Source organism: Sediminibacterium goheungense, assembly GCF_004361915.1.
Lineage (GTDB): Bacteria > Bacteroidota > Bacteroidia > Chitinophagales > Chitinophagaceae > Sediminibacterium > Sediminibacterium goheungense.
This window is the reverse complement of the sequence record NZ_SNWP01000010.1, coordinates 692,501-708,126: the sequence shown is the minus strand read 5'-3', so window position 1 is coordinate 708,126 and position 15,626 is coordinate 692,501. Positions and strand designations below refer to the sequence as shown.

Below are 15,626 nucleotides of genomic sequence, written 5' to 3'. Positions count from 1 at the left end.
AATGGCTTACATGGTGATGCTTTAATCATTACTAAAGAGTACACTATTTTAGATCGGTTTTATTATAATATAAAAAAGGCATTAGGTATTACTTCACTTTAGTCAACATACGACTTATAATTCCTCAATGCTTAGTTTTCTCGCAGTGAATATTTTCTTGCGTTAGGGTCTAATCAAAATCTATTAATATTTTCAGATAATTTGTGGTTTCCCCTTAAGGTATCTTTATCATTAAATGATTTATATATTTGGTTAATTATACCATTTAAATTTATTGAAAATTTATGAAGGTAAAAATTGGCCTTGTGGATGACCATGCAATTACCAGAAGAGGAATAAGGACACTTCTTGAAATAAATAAACAATTCCAGGTTATAGTAGAAGCTTCAAATGGAAAGGAGCTATTAAGCCAATTGGAAAGCGGCAGTTTGCCTGATGTCATTATTCTTGATCTATCTATGCCTAAGATGAGTGGATTTGATGTTATCAGAGAGATCCATACTTTGTATCCATCTGTAAAAATCTTTATTTTCTCCTTATACCAGTCGGAAGATGTTATTTTAAACGCTATTTATCAGGGTGCCTGTGGTTACCTGCCAAAATCAGCTGATCCATCCATACTGGAAAGTGCCATTAAATCCGTAGTTGATTTCGGGTTTTATATCCCCATAAATATAAAAAAGAAATATAGCGACTTAATAAAAATGCGCAATCAAAAGGGATTTCAGGGCAAACAATTGCTAACTGAAAAGGAAATCCAGTTTATAAAACTTGCCTGTACAAACCTAACCTATAAAGAAATTTCCATTAAGCTATCTGTTCAGCCAAAAACCCTGGAAAATTACCGGGATAGTGTTTTCCAAAAACTGGGAATTAACAACCGGGCTGCCCTCACTTTTTATGCCATTGAAAATGGCATTGTTCAACTGTTCTAATTTTTGTTTCCAATTAGTAGGAGAAATGTTTAAAATTTCAAGGGTTCAATAACCCTGAAAACAGGGATTTTTTTGTCCAAAAACAGGGATTAATTTTGTCATTAATAGATAAGCAATTGACGTATATTATATTATAATTATAGTTAATTAATAATTAATTGATAAATAGGTATTTATGTGATTTTTAAGGTCGAATAGGCCAAGAAGTTTGGTGTTCATCAAACTTCTTTTTATGACCACAAAATCTATTATTGAAAGCAATGGCAGTCTGGTTTCAACAAAGCATGTCCATGATCTGGTTAGCACCTACAAGTTGGAAAGATGGAAACCCAATAGCCAAAAACTGGATAAACCCGATTCCCTGAGTACCTGGTTTGGAATGGAACAACTGGAACATTTTATTTCTCTTATCAAACAACATGGAGCTGATGGCGTTAAAATGTTTTTTGGCGTTTATCCAGCTGATTACCCTCTGAGCGAACTGGCAGGACGTCAAACGATTGTAATGGTTGCAACAAGAAAATCGGAAAACCATCCGGGTGCCAGAAATAAAGCCTTGTTTATCAATAAAAATGGAAAGAAGGAACTATTGGCGTTTAACAAAGGGGAAAATTGCCCGCCTTATTGCGGAGGAATGCCTCCTGATTTTGACATCGATTTGTCAATGGAATTGGATCCCATTGGATTTACCATGACAGATGAGAATGGAGGGATAGAAATTATTTAGTCAATAAAATCCTGAACCCGTTAATAACTCCTGTATATTACAGGAGTTATTAGGTTATGAATGATATCAGAATCGATTGGATTATTCTTTTAGTCGCAGTAATTACAGGCTTTTCTATAAAGACGCGACCCTCTTTTCCTTATCTCAGGACTATACCTTTACTGCTCCTGCTTTCCCTAAGTGTTGAATTGGTAGCCCGGTATTACAGGGTACGTTCTATCAATAATCTGTGGTTAGTCAATCTCTATTCAGTAATTGAGCTTTGTTATTTTGCCTATACTTTATATCTTATTCTACGGAAAACTTTTGTTTTAAGACTGATGGTCCTAATAGCCTGCTGTTGTCTTATAGATATATTTTTGGTACATGGATTGAAAACCTTTCACACCTATAGCTACACATTTAGTGTTCTCATCATCGTTTATGTCTGTATTTATTATTATTATCACACTTTTAAAGAAGCACAGGTAGATAACCTTTTAAAAGAACCTTCCTTTTGGATAGTGACCGGCTTATTGGTTTTTTATGCTACGTCTTTATCTGTAGCCGGTGTGTTTAACTTTATCGCAACATTGCCAAAAGAAATGATTCGTTTGACCAGAAGTATCATCCTTTTTGTAAATGGTGTTTTCTATATTATTCTCATTATTGCATTCGTATGCCAGATCAATACCCGGAAATCTATACCCAATTCCTAGCTATTAGTCTCATAATCAGCTTTTTAATTGGCTTTGTCGTCTTGCTGACTTTTTCATACCAAAAAAGAAAGATGCAGCAAAAAAAGGAACTGGAGCTTTTGAAAGTTACCATGGAAAATGAGATACTCAGCACGCGCATGGAAATTCAGGAAACAGTCCAGAGGGACATATCCATGGAAATTCATGACAATGTTGGCCAAACATTACTCCTTACCAACGTAAACCTTACTATTCTTATCAGTCAAATTGGTCAGGATCCATCAGCTTTACAGTTGGTTCAGGAAAGTCGGGAACTATTGCAAAAATCGATGGAAGACCTTACTTATTTGTCCAGGAGTATGAATCCGGATCGAATTGTGGAGATAGGGGTTTTTAATGCCATTGTATATGAACTGGAGAATCTCAAACGGAAAAATGTTGTAAACAGTACCCTGGAAATAGATGAATCCATTACCCTGAAATTGGACCTGAAACCGGAAATTCAGTTACTGTTATTCCGGATTTATCAGGAGGCGATTAAAAATATGTTGAAATACTCAGGTGCGTCAGAAGTAGATTTTAAGTTAATTCGTATTGACAACGGAGTGGAAATGTCCATCAGGGATAATGGTAAAGGATTTGACCTGAGCCAGGAAGGCATAAAGCATGGAATAGGGTTTGGCAATATGAAAAAAAGAGTATCCATTTTCAATGGTAGTTTTCTGATTCAAAGTGAACCCGGAATGGGAACACTTGTAAAGGTGTTTATTCCAGTGGATCAGTTTAATAGTAAATAGGATTTTATGCAGCGAAAACTTAGCCTTGCTTTTGCTGATGATCATACCATGCTAAGAAAGGGACTGGTACGCCTGATTCAGCTTTTAGGCAATTACCATATTGCTTTTGAGGCTGATAATGGTGAGGAGGTGATCACGGCCCTTAAAAAAATCTGATACCTGACATTCTCATCCTAGATGTAAATATGGGAGGGAAGGATGGTATACAAGTTGCACAGTGGTTAAATAGCCATTATCCTCAAGTAAAGATTCTGGTGCTTTCCATGTATAGTGATGAAACTACCATTCTGAAAATGATTCAGGCCGGAGCTCATGGATATATTACTAAGAATGCAGAACCCGAAAGATTGCATGATGCTATCCAGACATTGTGGAATACCGGAAGTTATCTTCCCGATTCCATTTCAAAAAAAATAATATCCGGGCTGCAAAAGAATGTTTTGCAAATCCAGCCCAAGGTTGATTTAACAGACAATGAACTAAAATTTCTGAAGTTACTTTGTCAACAGCTAACCTATCAGGAAATTGCAGAACAGATGTTTTTAAGTCCTAAATCAATGGATGATTACCGGAAAAAGTTAACCAGGAAGCTTGGCGTAAAGGGTAAGTCTGGTCTGATTGTGTATGCTATGGAACATAATATAAGTGACAGGTCATAGCTTTTACAAACTCTGTATATTTATAAAACAGGGGTTTTTACCCCTTTTTTAATTCTGCGTTTGACATTACTTTCACACCGTTCAGAGATAACAAGCGTTTTTCATAAGCAGATATCCAATCTCTGTATTGTTCCAATTTTATCAATGGAAATGAGTTATTAAAGAAGGAGGGGGTCCTTTACAAAACTCATTTCCATGGAACAATTTTCCATAATGGAAAGTTCGGCTTGATCATTACCGCTATTTCCTTATACCCAATGAGCTCCTCCCATATTCCGGCACACGCTAAACTATAGAAAGGGCTTGTTTTCGTTTTTTTCATACTGATGTGGGAAAATGATTTTTCTGACGCTGTCGATGGAAGACCTTCAGTTGCAAAAAATCGTTTTATCTGCATCAGGAGCCCCCGGCAGGGTTTGACTTTCTTCCAACATCTGCAGGCATTTGCTTACGAATGATATTGGTGTCTGGTCGCCTAAAGAACTGTGCGGCCGGTAATGATTGTATTCTGTTCTCCAGGCTTCAATCTTTTGCGCCGCATCATCAAAAGATAAGAACCAGTTCGCATTCAGGCATTCATCCCTGAAGCTTCCGTTAAAAGATTCCACAAAGGGATTGTCCGTAGGTTTGCCCGGACGTGATTAGTCCATCGTTACTTGGTTGTAGTATGCCCAGCGGTCCATTTCTTTTGATATAAACTCACTGCCATTATCTGTTTGTATCCGTTTGGGTATTAATCCCCGATACTGTTTTAATTCCTCCAGAGCGTTTACCACATCACCACCCCGGAGCGATTGCCCGACATTCCCGACTACAATTATCCACTATAGTTAAGGCCCGGAACTTACGGCCGTCAAACAAGGCATCGCTTACAAAATCCATTGACCAACACTCGTACAATCCAACCTCCTGTAGTCTCTCCAGCCGGTGAGCACCAGACTTGCTTCGACGTGGGCGTTTACTACAAAGGTTCAGACCTTCTTCTTTGTAGATACGATGCACAAGCTTGCGGTTATCCGTCCAGCCTTCCCTGCGCAGTAGCGTGTAGATCCGCCACATCCCATAACGGATGCGCTTAGCTGCCATTTCCTTAATGCGTTTCCTCAAGGGCCTGTCTTCTCTTCGATGATGGCGGTAGTAAAATACCGAATGGCGAAGCTCCAGTACCCGGCAAGCACGTCTTACCACCACCTTGTACTGCCCCATTAAATAGCCGGCCAGCTCCTTCTTCTGGGCTGGCCTTAAAGCTTTTTTTTGATCACATCTTGAAGCATTTGCCTGTCCAGGCTTAAATCAGCAACCATCTGTTTTAGCCGGGCATTCCCCTCCTTGAGCTGGCGCATCTCGCGCAGCTCAGACACACCTAACCCGCCATACTTCTTCTTCCAGTTATAAAATGTCGCTTCGATGATGCCCATCTTACGACAGATTTCCTACGTTTTAAACCCTGATCAGATTGCTTAATCGCAAACACAATTTGCGCTTCAGTAAATTTTGACTTCTTCATGGTAAAAATTCATGGTTTAAATTATGAATAATTACCCCTTTTTCTAGTGTAATAATGTCCAGTTTTCTGGGGGGAGGTCAAAACACACCATTCCATTTTCCTATAACCAGGCATATGCGGTGCTGCTTAAAGAGCGCCTGAATGAACTTACCAAGGATGTCCGAAGCGAGCGAAATAAAATTCTCAATCAAATTGAGGTTGTCAATAATCGCCTGAAAAATGGGCGGGTTCTTGTCGTTGATGAAAAAATGGACCACCAGGATTTTCGGGAACTAAAAGAAGAGTCTGTGCGGCTGATTACAGAACTGGAAGCCAAGCTGGCAACTACTGCTCTCGATGAAAAAAATTATAATGAAATGGTCGATAAAGGGATAAGCAACCTTTCTCGAATCAAAACACTATACATACAAGGTGATTCAGCGATGAAAAGGCAGATAATTGGTTCGATGTTTCCAGAAAAGTTCGTTTTTGACGGCAAGCAACATCGAACCACAAAAGTGAATGAGGCAGTTCGGCTGATAGTCAAGCTGGGAGAGGGTTTCAGGGAAATAAAAAACCGGAAACGCTTCAAAGATTTGAGTGTTTCCGGTATGGTACCCGGTACGGGAATCGAACCCGTCTTTCCTCCGTGAAAGGGAGATGTCCTAGCCGATAGACGAACCGGGCATTTTTTTGTCAATCGGGACGCAAAAATAGGCTTTGAAAACTACCTGCCAAAATTTTTTCGCTTTTTTATAGAAATGAATAGTCCAACGCAGCATTCATAAGCCTTGTGCGCAAAGGCTGAAATTGGCTTTTAGCCATAGATGCAAAGATTATAACCTCGAATCTGTGCATCTGTGGCTAAAATGGAGTATTTATCTGTAGAAACTAACAAATCATATCCCTCAAAAAATATCCTCATTTTTCCTCCCAATCCATGTAAATTTGCCACTCTTTAAGCCATATACCTAAAACAAAAACAAATGAGTACAGTTAAAGTTGCCATCAACGGTTTCGGACGTATCGGCCGTTTGGTGTTTCGTCAGATCTACAATATGGAAGGTATTGATGTAGTAGCGATCAATGATCTGACCAGTCCTAAAGTATTAGCACACCTCCTGAAATACGATAGCGCACAGGGCCGTTTCGACGCTACTGTTACTTCTACCGATGATGCCATCGTTGTAAATGGCGAAACCGTGAAAATTTATGCGCAGAAAGATCCTTCACAGATTCCCTGGGGAGCACATGGTGTAGATGTAGTGATCGAATCAACCGGTTTCTTCACTGATAAAGAAAAAGCAGAAGCACATATTAAAGCCGGCGCCAAGCGTGTAGTTATTTCAGCACCCGCAACCGGCGACCTCAAAACAGTGGTATTCAATGTAAACCACAATATTCTGGATGGTAGCGAAACCATCATTTCATGTGCATCATGTACAACCAACTGTCTGGCACCCATGGCCAAGGTACTGAACGATAATTTTGGCATTGCCACCGGTATCATGACAACCATCCATGCGTATACCAACGACCAGAATACCCTCGATGCACCGCATCCGAAAGGTGATCTGCGCAGAGCAAGAGCTGCCGCCGCCAATATTGTGCCCAACAGCACAGGTGCAGCAAAAGCCATTGGTCTGGTATTACCTGAATTGAAAGGTAAACTGGATGGCGGCGCACAGCGTGTACCTACCATCACCGGTTCATTAACCGAACTGGCAGTGATCCTGAATAAAAAAGTAACGGCAGAAGAAATCAATACAGCCATGAAAGCAGCCAGTAATGAAAGCTTCGGCTATACGGAAGATGAAATTGTAAGCTCTGATATCATCGGTATTCACTATGGTTCACTATTCGATGCCACACAAACCAAAGTAATGACCGTAGGCGACAGCCAGCTGGTAAAAACAGTAAGCTGGTACGATAACGAAATGAGTTACGTAAGCCAACTGGTAAGAACCGTAAAATATTTTGCAGGATTGATATCTAAATAATAATCAATTTGGAAATTTGGAAATGTGGCAATTTGAAAATGTGAGAAACACTATTCATTTGCCACATTTCTTTTTTTAATTATTTCCAAATTTCCAAATCTTCAAATTTCCAAATTAATAAAATGAGCAAATTTCTCAACCATAACTTCAGCAATCAGAAAGCATTGATCCGGGTAGATTTTAATGTGCCCTTGAATGCAGCTTATGAAATAACAGATGATACACGTATGCGCGCCACCATTCCCACCATTCAGAAAATTCTGGGTGATGGCGGTAGTGTGATCCTCATGAGTCATCTCGGCAGACCTAAAGAAGGTCCAACAGAAAAATATTCACTGAAACACCTCGTTCAGCATTTGTCTCAACTGTTGGGTGGTGCAGAAGTATTGTTTGCGGATGATTGTATCGGAGCAACAGCAGCCACCCAGGCAGCGGCATTACAACCCCGTCAGGTATTATTACTGGAGAACCTTCGTTTTTATAAGGAAGAAGAGAAAGGTGATATTGCTTTTGCAGAAAAGTTGAGTAAGCTGGGCGATGTATATGTAAACGATGCATTTGGCACAGCACACCGTGCGCACGCTTCTACTGCAGTTATTGCACAGTTTTTCCAGACAGATAAAAGAATGTTCGGTACCGTGATGGATGGTGAAGTAGCCAGTGCGGAAAAAGTAATGCATTCGGCAGAGAAACCCTTTACAGCTATCATCGGTGGTGCCAAAGTCAGCGATAAGATTCTGATCATCGAAAACCTGCTGGAAAGGGCTACAGATATTATTATCGGTGGTGGTATGGCATATACTTTTATGAAGGCACAGGGAGGAACCATCGGAAACTCATTGTGTGAAGATGACCGTCTGGATACAGCGGTTGCCTTACTAAAAAAAGCTGAAGAGAAAGGTGTGTGTATTCACCTGCCATCCGATTCTATTATTGCCGACAAATTTGCTGCAGATGCGAATACATCCACCGCACCCAGCAACCATATTCCGGATGGCTGGATGGGATTGGATATCGGCGCCAGTGCCTGTGATCAGTTCACAAATTGCATCAAACGTTCCAAAACCATTCTCTGGAACGGTCCCATGGGCGTATTTGAGATGGAAAAATTTCAGCACGGAACCAAAGCCATCGCAATAGCGGTTGCGGAAGCCACAGCCAACGGCGCTTTTTCATTGGTAGGCGGGGGCGATAGTGTGGCAGCCGTAAACCAATTCGGTTTTGCTGATAAAGTCAGCTACGTATCCACCGGCGGCGGCGCCATGCTGGAGTATTTTGAAGGCAAGGAATTGCCGGGGATTGCGGCGGTGAAATAGCTTTTTGCATATGGCGTATGGCCTATGGTTCATAGCATATGGCTTATAATCAGCTAAATAGTGATAGCTTATAACCCATATGCTATTACCTACCAGCTATACGCTATGAACCATAAGCCATTAGCTTTATGTAATGTTTTGCACAATCCTGCTACTAATACTATAAAACAGCATTTAAATAACTAATTTCATAAAAATCAAGTCAACATGAGTACAAAAAATCTAACCTTAATTGTCATTGCTGCATTGGTCCTTGTTTTAGGTGGATGTGGGTGCAATGGATATAATGGTCTGGTAAAACAGGATGAAGTGGTGAAAAAAGCATGGGCAAACGTTGAAAGCGATTATCAGCGCCGTGCAGACCTGATCCCGAATCTGGTAAATACGGTAAAGGGAGAAGCTAATTTTGAGCAGACTACCTTACAAAATGTGATTAATGCGAGAGCCAGTGCCACACAAATCAAAGTAGATCCTAATGATCTGTCACCTGAAAAACTACAACAGTATCAGGCTGCACAGGGGCAACTGTCTCAGGCATTGGGTCGCTTATTGATGGTAACTGAGAATTATCCTAATCTGCGTGCCAATGATGCTTTCCGAGGCTTACAGGCACAGCTGGAGGGTACAGAAAACAGGATCAAAGTATCCCGTAACGATTTTAACCAGGCAGTGGCCGACTATAACATTAAAGCACGTTCTTTCCCGATGAATATTCTGGCAGGTATGTTCGGATTTAAAGTAAAAGAAGGCTTTAAAGCCGATGCAGGTGCCGAAAAAGCGCCGGAAGTTAAATTTTAATACATAAGCCACAGTGTTGTTCCGGCAGAAGAAGTTGATCATGACTTCTTCAGACTGTTACTCACTGTGGCTTTTAATATCAGCAGACTATGTTCGGACTCTTCAGAAAAAAGCCGGAACGTTATTTCTCAGACGAAGAGAAACAAAAAATTGTAGCTGCCATTCAGTCTGCCGAACAACAGACCAGTGGAGAAGTGAGAATTTTTATTGAAAACAAATGTGCATATGTAAATCCATTACACCGCGCACAGGAACTTTTTTTCAATCTGAAGATGGATGCCACAGCCGAAAGGAACGGTGTGTTGGTATATATCGCTATGAAAGACCGGCAACTGGCTGTTTTTGGGGATGAGGGTATACACCGAAAAGTAGGTAGTGCATTCTGGGATGAGGAAGTGAAGAAAATGCTGTCAGAATTCCGACAGCAGCATTATGCTGAGGGCCTGGCAACGATTATTGAAGATATTGGTGCAGCATTGGCCCATCATTTTCCTTACGATAAAAAAGGAGATAAGAATGAGTTGCCCGATGATATTGTATTTGGTAAATAAAATCAGTGTCATTTGATACGACACCTGAACAATAACTACATGAAAAAATTATTCGTCATATGGATCATGCTGCTGAGCTTTGTGGCAACACAGGCACAGGAAGTATTGCCCAGACCCAATCCGCCCAAACTGGTAAACGACAAAGCCAATGTGTTGTCGAAAGAGCAGGTGGATATTTTGGAGCAGAAACTGGTAGCACTGGACGACAGCACCTCTAACCAGATTACCGTTGTGTTAATTCCTACGCTGAATGGTTATGAAGTGCAGGAATATGCCAACAAATTGTTTCGTGAATGGGGTATTGGTAGTAAGGAAAAGAATAATGGGGTATTAATACTGGCAGCTATTGAAGACAGAAAAGTCTGGATTGAAGTAGGTTATGGATTGGAAGGTGCCATACCTGATATCATTGCATCAGATATATATCGTAATAAAATTGTTCCGGCTTTTAAAGAAGGCAATTATTACAGAGGTATTGATGATGCGATCAATGATCTGAGTAAAGCAGCTGCGGGTGAATATAAAATTAAACGTAACAAGAAAAGCAACGGCGGCACTACCGGAAAATCGATACTCACATTTGTATTGATACTGTTTGTTGTGTTGATGATTGTTGCAAGAGGCGGCGGTGGTGGTCGTGGAGGTGGTATGGTAAGCCGAAAAGGATATGGTGATATTGCAGAAGCCATCTTCTGGTCGTCTGTACTCGGTGGCGGCAGAAGAAGCAGCGGTGGCGGCTGGGGAGGTGGAAGCGGTGGCTTTGGTGGCGGCGGCTTTGGCGGTTTCGGAGGTGGAAGCAGTGGTGGAGGCGGAGCCGGTGGTGGATGGTAGGCAGTAATGAAATAAGAAATAAGGAATAAGAAATATAAAATCAGGAAATTAAGGATTCAAAAAATTATTCTACTATAAAGAAAGCCTCCCATGCAGGAGGCTTCTTTGTTGGTTGTAGTTGGAAAAGCAAATGTATTTTCTTATTTCATATTCTTTATTTCTTATTCCTTATTTCCTACTTCTTCTCTTCCGGTAACTTATTTCGCACATAATCGGCCATTTGTTTTGCACCGGCCGCTTCTTTGGCAGTAGCCAATGATTTAAGTGCACCCAGAATGGTTGGATCAGTTTGGGCACGGGCAGAAGGAGGAATCATATCCCTGAAAGCAAAAATAGCATCCACGGCTTTTGTAAACTCATCCATCTTAGTGAGTTTGGCTGCAAATGCGGCATAAGTAGCACTCATCTGCACTTTTGCAAAAGTCAGCGGCATTTTTTCATAACTATCTGATACGATCGGAAAAGCCGTTTCATCGCCATAGGTAATCATAATGCCAGAAATCGCTTCGTTCAATCTTCCTTTGGAAGGAGACTTGCTAAGCTCTTTGGCCAGTGTAAGTGCAGCCGCACTGTCTATCTCAGAAAGTGCTTCCAAACCGGCACCTGCCAATGTATAGGAAGAATCTTTTGTTGCCTGCATAAACAATGAGCTGTAGCTCTCTTTTTTCAGTTTGGCAAGAAAATCGATGGCTTCTGCTTTCACCGTTCTTTTAGGATCATTTTTAGCAATTGATTCCATTTTGGCAATCAATGCATCATCAGGTGTTACTTTGGCCAGATTGGTAATGGCAAGTGAACGGATGCGGAAGTAAGGATCATTTAATGCATCCATCAATAATTGAACAGCAGCAGGCTCTTTTAGATTGTTACCCGCAAATGCAACGGCTTCCCTTCTGTCGAGATAGTTACCTGCGTGTTTAAACTGATGAATAAATTCAGCGAGGTTCTTATTATCTTTTTTATCAACCAGTAAATATTTGTCTGCATCAACATTAATCTGGTCAGGCTTAGATTTTACGCTGAAGTTGAAAGTGTCTGCTTTGTTTTCCATCCATACCATCTCTCTCTTTTTTTCATTGCCATGCCAGATATCAATGGTGAAAGGCAGCCTGAAAATTTTATCACCGGCCTGAATTTGTTTGATGATCACACTCGCTACCTGCTTTTCTGTATTGTATTGATAACTGATATCGATGCGGGGATGACCATTGCCAAAGTACCACTGATTAAAGAACCAGTTCAGGTCTTTGCCGGTTACTTCTTCAAAAGCAAGGCGTAGTTTGTGTGCATTACCGTTGCCGAATTTATGGGTGGTAAGATATTTATTCAGTGAGGCAAAGAAAGCATCATCACCAACCAGGTTCCGCAACATGTGTAATATGCGGCCACCTTTGTTGTAGCTGATGGCATCAAACATGTCTTCTTTATCCTTGTAGTAGAAACGAACCAGGTCGCGTGCCTGCTGACCGCTGCCTATATATCCGCGCATCTGGTTAAAGTTTTCAAACATGGCTTCATCTTTACCATGCTTGTACTCAGCCCATAAATACTGGCTATAGTCGGCAAAGCTTTCATTCACCGTAAGATTGCTCCAGCTTTCAGCGGTAACAAGATCACCAAACCATTGGTGAAATAACTCATGGGCAATGGTAGACTCCCATCCATTACCATCCACCAGTTCGCGTGCATCCTGTTGTGCACTCTCCTGGTGAAGGGTGGCGGTGGTATTTTCCATGGCACCACTCACATAATCACGGGCAGTCATCTGGCTGTATTTCACCCATGGATATTCAACACCTAGTTTTTTAGAGAAGAAAGCCATCATTTCAGGTGTGTCACCAAAAATTTTACGGGCCACTTTTTCGTATTCTTTCTCTACATAATAACTCACTTCTTTTCCTTTATAGGAATCTTTTACTACCGCATAATCACCAATGCCCATGAAAAATAAATAAGGAGCATGCGGCTGGTCCATCGACCAGGTATCTGTACGGGTTCCATCTGTATTTAATTTCTGTGCAATCAACTTGCCGTTTGACAGTGATACATATTTTTTGGGAACCGTGAGGTTAAACAACTGTGTTGATTTCTGATTCGGTCTGTCGATGGTAGGTACCCATACAGACGTGGCTTCTGTTTCGCCCTGCGTCCAGATCTGTGTGGGTTTATCTTTTTCCTCACCTTTTGGATTTATAAAGTATAAGCCTTTAGCATCTGTAATGGCAGCGCTACCGGCAGCTTTAAATTCATTGGGTTTAGCGGTATAATCAATATAAACTGTGTATCGTTCACCTTTTTTATAGCTTTTGTCTAATTGGATATTCAGGAAGAGGCTGTCATATCCATATTTCAAAGGAATATTTTTACCGGCTTTTACAATCGCTACCTGGTGAATATTCATTCCTTTTGCATCAAGCTGGAGGGAGTCGGTACTGTAGAAATGAGGTTCCAGCGTAATCCATACCTTACCATTGAGGTAAGACTTGTCATAATCGAATTTTGCATCTAATCTGGTGTGAACGACATCATTCACTTTAGTGGCAAATGACCGGTAAACTTTTTTCCAGTCATCGGCACCGGTTGTCTGGGCCTTCAAAATAGCGGGGAAGAAGGCAAGCAGTAACAATAATCTTTTCATGCGTTGATTTTTAGTGATTTTGGTCACATGGAATTCGCTGGTAAATATTCCGGGCGATAGGAATATGTATTCCTGCACATTTCATGCTTGTGTTTTAGAGGTCTAAAGATAAACCTGTAATACACGCAGAATGTTAGAATTTTATTAATGGTTGGATGGGTTATGCACTTAAGTAGCAAGAGCAGATTAAAACTGTAATTTTGTTGATATGAAGGTAGGGAAATCATTACTGACTTATTTATGCATCGCAGGCCTACTCTTAATGGGTTTAGAAACGGTGTCGGCGCAGGCTACCCATTATCTTTTTTTTCAGACAGAAAATAACCGCCCCTTCTATCTGCGCATTATGGGTAGTACCCTTAGTTCAAATGCCAGTGGTTATTTACTGATTCCTAAACTGACAGATGGTAAATATGAGATTCATATAGGTTTTGCCCAATCGGAAGAAGAACAACAGTATGAGATAAGTGTGGAGGGGAAGGATCTGGGCTTTTCTCTTAAGCAGGAACTTGATAATACCTGGAGCTTATTTAACCTCGTTGATTTTTCACAACAAAAGGGAAAAACCATTGCTGTATTGCCCAAACCTCAGGTAAAAAAGGAAGAAGAGCCTGTAGCCGATGTAAAGGCGAAAGAAATACCACAGCTTCCTCTTCAAAACCCGGTAAAGCCTGCCGATACCATCGCTAAAGTGATTACGGTGGCAGAACAGCCCTTGGCTCCTAAAAAGAAAAACCAGTTACCACTGGTGCAGAAAATCTATGATAAGTCATCACCTGAGGGCGTTGATATGGTTTTTGTGGTGAATGGCGTGCCTAAGAATGATACGGTGATTCTTTATGTGCCTGTAATCAAACCTCCGGGTATGGCTCGGGTAAATGGAAAAAACCAGGAAATACCTGCTTATAAAAGCCAGCCAGCCCCAGCTGCCATGTTGCCTTCTTTCATTAACCATACCTTCAAAACTCCCTGATGCGTTATTTTCTGTCAGTAGCTTACCAGGGAAGCCGATATGCTGGTTTTCAGATACAGGATGGACAGGAGACCATACAATCGCAGGTTACGCATGCGTTGAAAACATTGTTCAGAGACGATTTTACGCTTACGGGTTCTTCCAGAACGGATGCCGGCGTGCATGCTGAACAGAATTTTTTCCATTTCGATACAGCTATTGAACTTACAGCGAAGCACCGTTACAACCTGAATGCCATTTTACCGGCAGATATCGCAGTTACGGGTATATATAAGGTAGATGAAGCTGCACATTGCAGGTTTGATGCTGTGGAGAGGGTGTATAAGTACCTGATTTACAAGCAGAAAAATCCTTTTTTAACAGAAAAGGGCTGGTTATATCCTTTTCCTTTGAACAAGGTTGTATTACATAGATTAGCGGTTGTGCTGATGGAATATGAGGATTTTACTTCTTTTTCGAAGCGAAATACCCAGGTATATACTTACAACTGTAAGATCCGTTCAGCCATTTGGCACGAGCATGGGGCGGGGGAGATATCGTTTCATATCAGTTCCAACCGTTTTTTGCGGGGAATGATCAGGGGTATTGTGGGAACGATGATACGGATAGCGAGGACCGAGTATACATTGGAAGAGTCGGAGATTCTTTTCCGAAAAGTGATCGAAGCGAAAGATTGCAGTAAGGCAGATTTCACCACACCTGCGCATGGTTTATATCTGATGCGTGTAAGATATCCTGATGGCCTATTGGAAGTGATAGATGAAAATAAATAACCGGTTGATTGATTCATGTGTTTATATGCCAATAAAAAGAGCTGATGAAGACGATGAAAAAAAAGTCTTCATTTTTTTTATCCGCTGAAAGTCTTTGCAGCAAAGGGTTTTAAGATTCCACACTAAAATAGTTTTGAAAAAGATTTGGCAGGGAATAATTCACGCTTATCTTTGCACCCCGCTTATGAAAAAAGAGGGTGTTCTTTGAAGGCAGCTACAGTGAATGGCAAGAAAAAAACCAGAAATTTTAAAATAAAATTTGGTGGTTAAAAATACACGCTTATCTTCGCCGCCCGTTCAACAAAAACGGAAGTTCATTGAAGCATAAATGAGGGTCTGAAAAAATAAAAATCAAATAAAATTTGGTACTAAAAAATAAGCTCTTATCTTTGCCGTCCGTTTGAAAAAAACGGTAGTTCTTACAGCGATTTTGACAGCAAAAAAAGTTTGAAAAATCTTCAAATA

14 protein-coding genes, 1 tRNA gene and 1 pseudogene are annotated in these 15,626 nt (G+C 40.8%); 13 read left to right on the top strand and 3 right to left on the bottom strand.

Features of this window, described 5'->3' with window-relative positions; translation table 11 throughout:
• Positions 1 to 284 precede the first annotated feature (284 nt).
• The 6 genes from BC659_RS03050 to BC659_RS03035 all read left to right on the top strand — a co-directional run bounded on the left by BC659_RS03050 (position 285) and on the right by BC659_RS03035 (position 3,795).
• Positions 285 to 935 (top strand): response regulator transcription factor, encoded by a 651-nt coding sequence (locus BC659_RS03050; RefSeq protein ID WP_133473182.1) that lies wholly within the window; start codon positions 285 to 287, stop codon positions 933 to 935.
• Positions 936 to 1,167: 232 nt separating this feature from the next.
• Positions 1,168 to 1,662, top strand: coding sequence for a hypothetical protein (locus tag BC659_RS03045; protein WP_133473180.1), 495 nt, complete (start codon positions 1,168 to 1,170; stop codon positions 1,660 to 1,662).
• Between the two features lie 371 nt (positions 1,663 to 2,033).
• On the top strand, positions 2,034 to 2,360 hold the full coding sequence (locus BC659_RS16795; RefSeq protein ID WP_162847337.1) for a hypothetical protein: 327 nt from the start codon (positions 2,034 to 2,036) through the stop codon (positions 2,358 to 2,360).
• 71 nt (positions 2,361 to 2,431) lie between these two features.
• The gene (locus tag BC659_RS03040; protein ID WP_162847336.1) at positions 2,432 to 3,136 is read left to right on the top strand and encodes a sensor histidine kinase; all 705 of its coding nucleotides are present in this window, start codon (positions 2,432 to 2,434) and stop codon (positions 3,134 to 3,136) included.
• A 6-nt stretch (positions 3,137 to 3,142) separates the two neighbouring features.
• Positions 3,143 to 3,292, top strand: a complete 150-nt coding sequence (locus BC659_RS16790; protein WP_162847335.1) for a response regulator — start codon at positions 3,143 to 3,145, stop codon at positions 3,290 to 3,292.
• Complete coding sequence (locus tag BC659_RS03035) at positions 3,289 to 3,795, top strand: response regulator (RefSeq protein ID WP_342775723.1); 507 nt, start codon at positions 3,289 to 3,291, stop codon at positions 3,793 to 3,795. Before BC659_RS16790 ends, BC659_RS03035 begins: the two co-directional genes overlap by 4 nt.
• A 368-nt stretch (positions 3,796 to 4,163) precedes the next feature.
• Here the strand turns inward: BC659_RS03035 and BC659_RS03030 are convergent.
• Together BC659_RS03030 and BC659_RS03025 are read right to left on the bottom strand one after the other, a co-directional pair.
• Positions 4,164 to 5,302: pseudogene (locus BC659_RS03030) on the bottom strand (IS3 family transposase).
• A gap of 591 nt (positions 5,303 to 5,893) precedes the next feature.
• A tRNA-Glu gene (locus BC659_RS03025) sits at positions 5,894 to 5,968 on the bottom strand.
• Between the two features lie 299 nt (positions 5,969 to 6,267).
• Here BC659_RS03025 and gap point away from each other — a divergent pair.
• From gap to BC659_RS17075, 5 genes are all read left to right on the top strand, one after another.
• Positions 6,268 to 7,281: a type I glyceraldehyde-3-phosphate dehydrogenase gene (gap, locus tag BC659_RS03020; protein WP_133473175.1), complete on the top strand. Its 1,014-nt coding sequence runs from the start codon at positions 6,268 to 6,270 to the stop codon at positions 7,279 to 7,281.
• Between the two features lie 122 nt (positions 7,282 to 7,403).
• Positions 7,404 to 8,597: a phosphoglycerate kinase gene (locus tag BC659_RS03015; RefSeq protein WP_133473173.1), complete on the top strand. Its 1,194-nt coding sequence runs from the start codon at positions 7,404 to 7,406 to the stop codon at positions 8,595 to 8,597.
• Positions 8,598 to 8,804: 207 nt separating this feature from the next.
• Entirely contained in the window at positions 8,805 to 9,395 is a 591-nt protein-coding gene (locus tag BC659_RS03010) for a LemA family protein (protein WP_133473171.1), read from the top strand.
• A gap of 89 nt (positions 9,396 to 9,484) precedes the next feature.
• Positions 9,485 to 9,946: a TPM domain-containing protein gene (locus BC659_RS03005; RefSeq protein ID WP_133473169.1), complete on the top strand. Its 462-nt coding sequence runs from the start codon at positions 9,485 to 9,487 to the stop codon at positions 9,944 to 9,946.
• 39 nt (positions 9,947 to 9,985) lie between these two features.
• Positions 9,986 to 10,777 (top strand): TPM domain-containing protein, encoded by a 792-nt coding sequence (locus BC659_RS17075; protein WP_133473167.1) that lies wholly within the window; start codon positions 9,986 to 9,988, stop codon positions 10,775 to 10,777.
• Positions 10,778 to 10,952: 175 nt separating this feature from the next.
• Here the strand turns inward: BC659_RS17075 and BC659_RS02995 are convergent, their stop codons facing one another.
• Positions 10,953 to 13,415 (bottom strand): M1 family aminopeptidase, encoded by a 2,463-nt coding sequence (locus BC659_RS02995; protein WP_133473165.1) that lies wholly within the window; start codon positions 13,413 to 13,415, stop codon positions 10,953 to 10,955.
• 208 nt (positions 13,416 to 13,623) lie between these two features.
• Here BC659_RS02995 and BC659_RS02990 point away from each other — a divergent pair, with 208 nt between their 5' ends.
• On the top strand, positions 13,624 to 14,388 hold the full coding sequence (locus tag BC659_RS02990; RefSeq protein ID WP_133473163.1) for a hypothetical protein: 765 nt from the start codon (positions 13,624 to 13,626) through the stop codon (positions 14,386 to 14,388).
• Positions 14,388 to 15,161 (top strand): tRNA pseudouridine(38-40) synthase TruA, encoded by a 774-nt coding sequence (truA, locus tag BC659_RS02985; protein WP_133473161.1) that lies wholly within the window; start codon positions 14,388 to 14,390, stop codon positions 15,159 to 15,161. Before BC659_RS02990 ends, truA begins: the two co-directional genes overlap by 1 nt.
• Positions 15,162 to 15,626: the final 465 nt, after the last annotated feature.

Bases quoted from the DNA above. Each gene is read 5' to 3' on its own strand.
- BC659_RS03050 (WP_133473182.1), top strand. From the start codon at position 285: ATGAAGGTAAAAATTGGCCTTGTGGATGACCATGCAATTACCAGAAGA.
- BC659_RS03045 (WP_133473180.1), top strand. From the start codon at position 1,168: ATGACCACAAAATCTATTATTGAAAGCAATGGCAGTCTGGTTTCAACA.
- BC659_RS03040 (WP_162847336.1), top strand. From the start codon at position 2,432: ATGCAGCAAAAAAAGGAACTGGAGCTTTTGAAAGTTACCATGGAAAAT.
- BC659_RS16790 (WP_162847335.1), top strand. From the start codon at position 3,143: ATGCAGCGAAAACTTAGCCTTGCTTTTGCTGATGATCATACCATGCTA.
- gap (WP_133473175.1), top strand. From the start codon at position 6,268: ATGAGTACAGTTAAAGTTGCCATCAACGGTTTCGGACGTATCGGCCGT.
- BC659_RS03015 (WP_133473173.1), top strand. From the start codon at position 7,404: ATGAGCAAATTTCTCAACCATAACTTCAGCAATCAGAAAGCATTGATC.
- BC659_RS03010 (WP_133473171.1), top strand. From the start codon at position 8,805: ATGAGTACAAAAAATCTAACCTTAATTGTCATTGCTGCATTGGTCCTT.
- BC659_RS03005 (WP_133473169.1), top strand. From the start codon at position 9,485: ATGTTCGGACTCTTCAGAAAAAAGCCGGAACGTTATTTCTCAGACGAA.
- BC659_RS17075 (WP_133473167.1), top strand. From the start codon at position 9,986: ATGAAAAAATTATTCGTCATATGGATCATGCTGCTGAGCTTTGTGGCA.
- BC659_RS02995 (WP_133473165.1), bottom strand. From the start codon at position 13,415: ATGAAAAGATTATTGTTACTGCTTGCCTTCTTCCCCGCTATTTTGAAG.
- BC659_RS02990 (WP_133473163.1), top strand. From the start codon at position 13,624: ATGAAGGTAGGGAAATCATTACTGACTTATTTATGCATCGCAGGCCTA.
- truA (WP_133473161.1), top strand. From the start codon at position 14,388: ATGCGTTATTTTCTGTCAGTAGCTTACCAGGGAAGCCGATATGCTGGT.